The organism is Burkholderia sp. Cy-637 (assembly GCF_011753175.1).
Classification (GTDB): domain Bacteria; phylum Pseudomonadota; class Gammaproteobacteria; order Burkholderiales; family Burkholderiaceae; genus Burkholderia; species Burkholderia gladioli.
Genome location: NZ_VWWC01000046.1, coordinates 35,839 through 41,838 on the forward strand (window position 1 = coordinate 35,839; position 6,000 = coordinate 41,838).

The 6,000-nt window shown below is 69.7% G+C and carries 7 protein-coding genes; 5 read left to right on the top strand and 2 right to left on the bottom strand.

Features of this window, described 5'->3' with window-relative positions; genetic code table 11:
- Positions 1-48 precede the first annotated feature (48 nt).
- On the bottom strand, positions 49-1,176 hold the full coding sequence (locus F3J10_RS15015; RefSeq protein ID WP_098182058.1) for a muconate/chloromuconate family cycloisomerase: 1,128 nt from the start codon (positions 1,174-1,176) through the stop codon (positions 49-51).
- Between the two features lie 90 nt (positions 1,177-1,266).
- On the opposite strand from F3J10_RS15015, the gene F3J10_RS15020 reads away from it, so the two are divergent.
- The gene (locus F3J10_RS15020) at positions 1,267-2,172 is read left to right on the top strand and encodes a LysR family transcriptional regulator (RefSeq protein ID WP_017920582.1); all 906 of its coding nucleotides are present in this window, start codon (positions 1,267-1,269) and stop codon (positions 2,170-2,172) included.
- 187 nt (positions 2,173-2,359) lie between these two features.
- On the opposite strand, the gene F3J10_RS15025 is transcribed toward F3J10_RS15020, so the two are convergent.
- Entirely contained in the window at positions 2,360-3,391 is a 1,032-nt protein-coding gene (locus F3J10_RS15025) for a helix-turn-helix domain-containing protein (protein ID WP_025100418.1), read from the bottom strand.
- Positions 3,392-3,601: 210 nt separating this feature from the next.
- Here F3J10_RS15025 and andAc point away from each other — a divergent pair, with 210 nt between their 5' ends.
- The 4 genes from andAc to F3J10_RS15045 form a co-directional block, all read left to right on the top strand.
- Positions 3,602-4,873: an anthranilate 1,2-dioxygenase large subunit AndAc gene (andAc, locus tag F3J10_RS15030; protein ID WP_013690993.1), complete on the top strand. Its 1,272-nt coding sequence runs from the start codon at positions 3,602-3,604 to the stop codon at positions 4,871-4,873.
- 20 nt (positions 4,874-4,893) lie between these two features.
- Positions 4,894-5,370, top strand: a complete 477-nt coding sequence (gene andAd / locus F3J10_RS15035) for an anthranilate 1,2-dioxygenase small subunit AndAd (RefSeq protein ID WP_025100419.1) — start codon at positions 4,894-4,896, stop codon at positions 5,368-5,370.
- Between the two features lie 23 nt (positions 5,371-5,393).
- On the top strand, positions 5,394-5,720 hold the full coding sequence (gene andAb, locus F3J10_RS15040) for an anthranilate 1,2-dioxygenase ferredoxin subunit AndAb (RefSeq protein WP_025100420.1): 327 nt from the start codon (positions 5,394-5,396) through the stop codon (positions 5,718-5,720).
- Positions 5,710-6,000, top strand: a 291-nt coding sequence (locus tag F3J10_RS15045) for an FAD-dependent oxidoreductase (protein WP_167242391.1), incomplete at its 3' end; no start/stop codon positions are given. The genes andAb and F3J10_RS15045, both read left to right, overlap by 11 nt.

Consider the following 6,000-nt stretch of genomic DNA (forward strand, 5'->3'; position numbering starts at 1 on the left):
TATGTCTCCGATGTGTGAATGTGGGGGCGAGGCGGGTGGCGCGGCGGTTCAGGTCCGCCGCATCCGTTCGATGCGTGGCCAGTCGGGCTCGATGCCGAGCCCCGGGCCGTCCGGCAGGTGCAGCGCGAAGTCGTGATAGCGCAGCGGCTCGACCAGGATCTCCTCGGTCAGCAGCAGCGGGCCGAACAGCTCGGTGCCCCAGTCCAGCGGCCCGAAGGTGCTGAACAACTGCGCCGAGGCGAGGGTGCCGATCGCGCCTTCCAGCATGGTGCCGCCGTACAGCCCGAGCTGCGCGGCCTTCGCGATCGCGGCCACCTGCGCCGCGCCGGCCAGGCCGCCCGACTGGGCGATCTTGATGGCGAACACGTCGGCGGCGCGCGAGCGCGCGATCTCGTAGGCGTCGAAGGCGCCGTGCAGCGCCTCGTCGGCCATCACCGGCACGGCGGCCAGCGCCGTGAGGCGGGCCAGGCCGGCGCGGTTGGCCGCCGAGATCGGCTGCTCGACCAGGCCGACGCCGGCCTCGGCCAGGCGCGGCAGGGCGCGCAGGGCCTCGGTCTCGCTCCAGGCCTGGTTGACGTCGACGCGCACCTCGCCGCGCGGGCCGAGCGCGGCGGCGATCGCGGCCACGTGGGCGAGATCCTGCTCCACCGGGCGCAGCCCGATCTTGAGCTTGAACACGCGATGGCGGCGCGCCTCCAGCATCTGCTCGGCTTCGGCGATGTCGCGCGCGGTGTCGCCGCTGGCCAGCGTCCAGGCCACCTCGACCGAATCGGCGGTGCGCCCGCCGAACAGCTCGGACAGCGGCACGCCGAGGCGGCGTGCCTGGGCGTCGTAAAGGGCGGTTTCCACCGCGCACTTGGCGAAGCGGTTGCCCTGGAACAGCTTGCGCAGGCGCGCCATGGCGGCGGCCGGGCGCGTGGCGTCCATACCCTGCAGCAATGGAGCGAAGTAGGTGTCGATATTGGCGCGGATGCTTTCCGGGCTTTCCTCGCCATAGGCCAGGCCGCCGATGGTGGTGCCTTCGCCCACCCCCTCGACCCCGTCGCTGCAACGCACACGCACCAGCACCAGGGTCTGGCAGTTCATGGTCGCCACCGACAGGCGGTGCGGGCGAATGGTGGGGACGTCGACCAGCAGGGTCTCGACCCGCTCGATGCTCACGCCAGTTGCTATCATGCGATTCCTCCGGTTGGCGCTCATGGTCGGTCAAAAGCCCGGCGGCCGTCCAACACCGTTTCCGACTACTTCCATACTTTCGAGGTATGCATGGAATTGCGGCAGCTCCGCTACTTCATCGCCGTCGCCGAAGAGATGAACATCACGCGGGCGGCCGAGCGGCTGCACATGACGCAGCCGCCGCTGTCGCGCCAGTTGCAGATGATCGAGGAGGAAATCGGCCTGCCGCTGTTCGAGCGCGGCGCGCGGCCGCTGCGCCTGACCGAGGCCGGGCGCGTGTTCTACGCGCAGGCGCGGCGCCTGGTCGAGCAGGCCGACGAGCTGGCGCCGCTCACGCGGCGGCTCGCGCAGTTGTCGGAGCGGATCGTGATCGGTTTCGTGCCCTCGTCGATGTACGGCGCGCTGCCCGACGTGATCCGCGCCTTCCGCGAGCGCGCGCCGAACGTCGAGCTGTCGCTGATCGAAATGTTCACGCTGGAGCAACTGGGCGCGCTGAAAGGGGGGCGCATCGACGTCGGTTTCGGCCGGCTGCGCTTCGACGACGACCAACTGGTGCGCGAGGCCCTGATCGAGGAGAAGCTGATCGCGGCCTTGCCGGCCGGGCATCGCTGCGCCGATCCCGCGGTGCCGATCACGCTGGCCGAGCTGGCCGCCGACACGCTGATCGTCTATCCCAGCACGCCGAGGCCGAGCTTCGCCGACCAGCAGCTCTCGGCGCTGCGCGACGGCGGGCTCACGCCGGCCGCCGTGCACGAGGTGCGCGAGCTGCAGACCGCGCTCGGGCTGGTGGCGGCCCAGGTGGGCGTGTCGCTGGTGCCGGAGGGCGTGGAGGGCGTGCGCGTGCGCGGCATCGTCTACCGGCGGCTGCCCGAGCCGGTCGCCACCTCGCCGATCATCATGAGCCGGCGCCTGCACGACGAGGGGTCGGCCACCGCGTTGTTCTGCCGGCTGGCGCGCGAGCTGTTCGCGCTGGCGCAGGGGCCGGCGGGCGCCTGAGTCACGCCGGGGCAGCGGCGGTGAAGTGGCCAGGCGCCTGGCAGGGCAGGCTGCGTGGCGGAGATGGCCCAGATAGCCGGGCTGGCCGAGACGGCTGAAGTATCGAAGCGCCGGAGCTGACCGAAGCGGCGGATGCGGCCTGATGCAGCCGCTACGGCGCCAGGTAGAGGGGCGATCGAGACGCTCGCTAGCGCCGCTCCAGCGTGTCCGAGGGCGATTCGCCGAAGCGCTCGCGATAGGCGATCGCGAAACGACCCAGATGCGCGAACCCGCAATCGAGCGCGATATCGGCGATACGCCGGCCCGGCCCGGCCGCGCGCAGCCGCTCGCGCGCGTGCTCGAGCCGCGTGGCGCGCAGGAACTGCGTCGGGCTGAGCCCGCGAAACTGCAGGAAACCCTCGCGCAGCGTGCGTTCCGGCACGCCGGCCGCGGTCACGATATCGGCCAGTTGCAGCGGCTGCGCATAGGCGGCCTCGACGAATTCCTGGGCGCGACGCACGAAGGCGGGCGCGGGATCGTGGCGGCGGGGCGCGATGGCGAGGGCGGCGGGATTGCCGGCCGGAACGGGAAGCGCGGCATGGGCGCGGGCGGAAAGCCCGAGCCGGCCCGCCGCGCGCGCCGGATGGCCGTCCACCAGCAGGTCGAGCAGCAACTGCTCGATGCGATCGGCCACGCGCGGGTTGGCGCAGGCCGCTTCCAGCAGGTCCGGCGAGCGTGCCACCAGCATCAGTTGCTGGAGCCACGGCGCCAGCGAGGCACCACCCACGCCGACCACCGGGTCGAGGCCCGGCGCGCCGTCCGTCAGCGCCGCCAGCGCGGCTGCGTCGATGCGCATCACGAACTGCTCGCAATCGGACGACAACTCGGCGTCGAAGGTCTCGCCGGGCGCGCAGATCACGCCGGTGCGCCCGTCCACCGCGAGCAGCCGCCCGCCGGCGCGCACCCGCGCATGGCCGGCCACGCAGAACATCAGCAGGTGGTAGCCGTCGACGGCGTCCACGCGCACCTGCATCGCCTCGCCGAAGGCGATCGCCCCCAGCCCGAGTCGCCCGAGCCGCACGAAATCCATATGGGCCGCGCCGCCGTGCCGGCGGCCGCCCGGCACCAGCGCGTGCGGCTGCATCACGCGCGAGATGCGCTCGCGCGTCTCGTCGAGATCGCGCGATTCGAACAGCCGGTGCGCGCGCAGCGCGAGCGGATCGAACAGGGTCGGGGACATGATCGTGTCGGTGAGCGGCGCCTCGGCGCCGCTGTCGTTTTCGCGATCCTATCGCAAAAATAATCGGCAATCGCCAGAAAGCCGCCGGAACTGGATAGTGCAGTGCCGCAAGCGGGGGCCGCCCGCCGTTTCCGGATAGACGCCGAATATTAGCGTTTCAAGAATCGGTTCCTGTCGGGTGATATCCACCCTCGTCCCCAGGAGACCACCATGGAACTGACCGAAACGCCGGTGCGGCTCGCCGACCGTCACGACACGGCCGAACTGCGTTTTCCGCGCGAGGACGGCTCGCGCGTACCCTACAAGGTGTTCAGCTCGCAGGCCGTCTACGAGCGCGAGCAGGAGCGGATCTTTCGGGGTCCTACCTGGAACTTCGTGGCGCTCGAGGCCGAGCTGCCCAAGCCGGGCGATTTCAAGAGCAGCTTCGTCGGCGACACGCCGGTGGTGGTCACGCGCGGCGAGGACGGCACGCTCTCGGCCTGGGTCAACCGCTGCGCGCATCGCGGCGCGCAGGTGTGCCGCCAGGCACGCGGCAACGCCAGCTCGCATACCTGCGTCTACCACCAATGGAGCTTCGACAATGCCGGCAACCTGCTCGGCGTGCCGTTCCGGCGCGGGCAGAAGGGCATGACCGGCATGCCGCCCGATTTCGATCCGAAGCAGCACGGGTTGCGCCAGCTGCGCGTCGAGAGCTATCGCGGCCTGGTGTTCGCGAGCTTCAGCGAGGAAGTCGCGCCGCTGCCCGAGTACCTGGGCGCGGAAATGCGGCCCTGGATCGACCGCATCTTCCACAAGCCGATCGAGTACCTCGGCTGCACGCGGCAATACTCGAAGTCGAACTGGAAACTCTACTTCGAGAACGTGAAGGACCCGTATCACGCGAGCATGCTGCACCTGTTCCATACCACCTTCAATATCTTCCGGGTCGGCATGAAGGCGCGCTCGATCCCCGACGCGACGCACGGCCTGCACAGCATCATCACCGTCACCAAGACCGGCGAGGACACCTCGGCGGCCTACAAGCAGCAGAACATCCGCTCCTTCGACGAGGGCTTCGCGCTGGAGGACGATTCGATCCTGGGGCTGGTGTCCGAATACGACGAGGACACCACCAACCACATCCAGCCGATCTTCCCGCAACTGGTGATCCAGCAGATCCACAACACGCTGGTGGCGCGCCAGTTGCTGCCCAAGGGGCCGGGCAACTTCGAGCTGGTGTTCCACTTCTTCGGCTATGCCGACGACACGCCCGAGCTGCGCGCGCTGCGCATCAAGCAGGCCAACCTGGTGGGGCCGGCCGGCTACATCTCGATGGAGGACACCGAGGCCACCGAGCTGGTGCAGCGCGGCACCTTCCGCGATCCCGACGCGAGCTCGGTGATCGAGATGTCGCGCAGCAATCCCGACCAGCAGGACACGGTGATCACCGAAAGCCTGATCCGGCGTTTCTGGGTCGGCTACCAGAAGCTGATGGGCTATTGAGAACCCCGCGGAGCACACCCATGACCGACGACATTTCGCTGTGGCTCGAACTGACGATGCTGCAGAACCGCTATCTCGGCCACCTCGACAACAACCGGCTGGAAAGCTGGCCGGAGATGTTCACCGAGGACTGCCTGTATGAAATCGTGCCGAAGGAGAACGCCGATCTCGGCCTGCCGATCGGCATCATCCACTGCAGCAACCGGCGCATGCTGCGCGATCGCGTGGTGTCGCTGCGCCACGCCAACATCTACGACGCGCATACCTATCGCCACATGACCTCGGGCCTGACCATCCTCGAAGTGCGCGGCGAGGAGATCGACACCGAGAGCAACTACGTGGTGGTGCAGACCAAGAGCGACGGAGAATCGCATGTCTACCAGGCGGGCCGCTACTTCGACACCGTGGTGCGCACGCCCGAGGGGCTGCGCTATCGCGCCAAGCGCGTGATCTACGACACTTCGCGCGTGCAGACCCTGCTCGCGACGCCGATCTGAACCGCTGGAGGAAGGACATCATCATGACCGAGGACACGCTCGATACCTGGCACGCGCTCGGCGCGCTCGACGAATTCAGCGAGGACGAACCGGCCGCGCGCGTGGTCGGCGGCAAGCCGATCGCGATCTTCCGGCTCGGCGACGAACTGTTCGCGCTGCACGATCTCTGCACGCATGGCCACGCGCGGCTGTCGGAGGGTTTCGTCGAGGACGGCTGCGTGGAGTGCCCGCTGCACCAGGGGCTGGTCGACATCCGCAGCGGCGCGCCGCGCTGCGCGCCGATCACCGAGGCGGTGCGCAGCTATCCGATCCGCATGGTCGACGGGCAGGCGCAGGTCCATGTCGGCTGATCCGGTGGTGATCGTCGGCGCCGGCCACGCGGCCCGGCGCGCGGCCGAGGCCTTGCGCGAGCGTGACGCCGCGCTGCCGATCCTGATGCTGGGCGAGGAGCCCGAGGCGCCTTACGACCGGCCGCTGCTGTCGAAGGACGCGCTGCTCGCGGCGGCCGAGGAGCCGCGCCTGTTCGTGCGCGAGCCGGGCTGGTACGCGCAACAGCGCATCGAGCTGCGCCTGGCCGCGCGCGTCGAGGCGATCGACCGCGCCGCGCAGCGGGTGCGCCTGGCCGACGGC

Bases quoted from the DNA above. Each gene is read 5' to 3' on its own strand.
- F3J10_RS15020 (WP_017920582.1), top strand. From the start codon at position 1,267: ATGGAATTGCGGCAGCTCCGCTACTTCATCGCCGTCGCCGAAGAGATG.
- F3J10_RS15015 (WP_098182058.1), bottom strand. From the start codon at position 1,176: ATGATAGCAACTGGCGTGAGCATCGAGCGGGTCGAGACCCTGCTGGTC.
- F3J10_RS15025 (WP_025100418.1), bottom strand. From the start codon at position 3,391: ATGTCCCCGACCCTGTTCGATCCGCTCGCGCTGCGCGCGCACCGGCTG.
- andAc (WP_013690993.1), top strand. From the start codon at position 3,602: ATGGAACTGACCGAAACGCCGGTGCGGCTCGCCGACCGTCACGACACG.
- andAb (WP_025100420.1), top strand. From the start codon at position 5,394: ATGACCGAGGACACGCTCGATACCTGGCACGCGCTCGGCGCGCTCGAC.
- andAd (WP_025100419.1), top strand. From the start codon at position 4,894: ATGACCGACGACATTTCGCTGTGGCTCGAACTGACGATGCTGCAGAAC.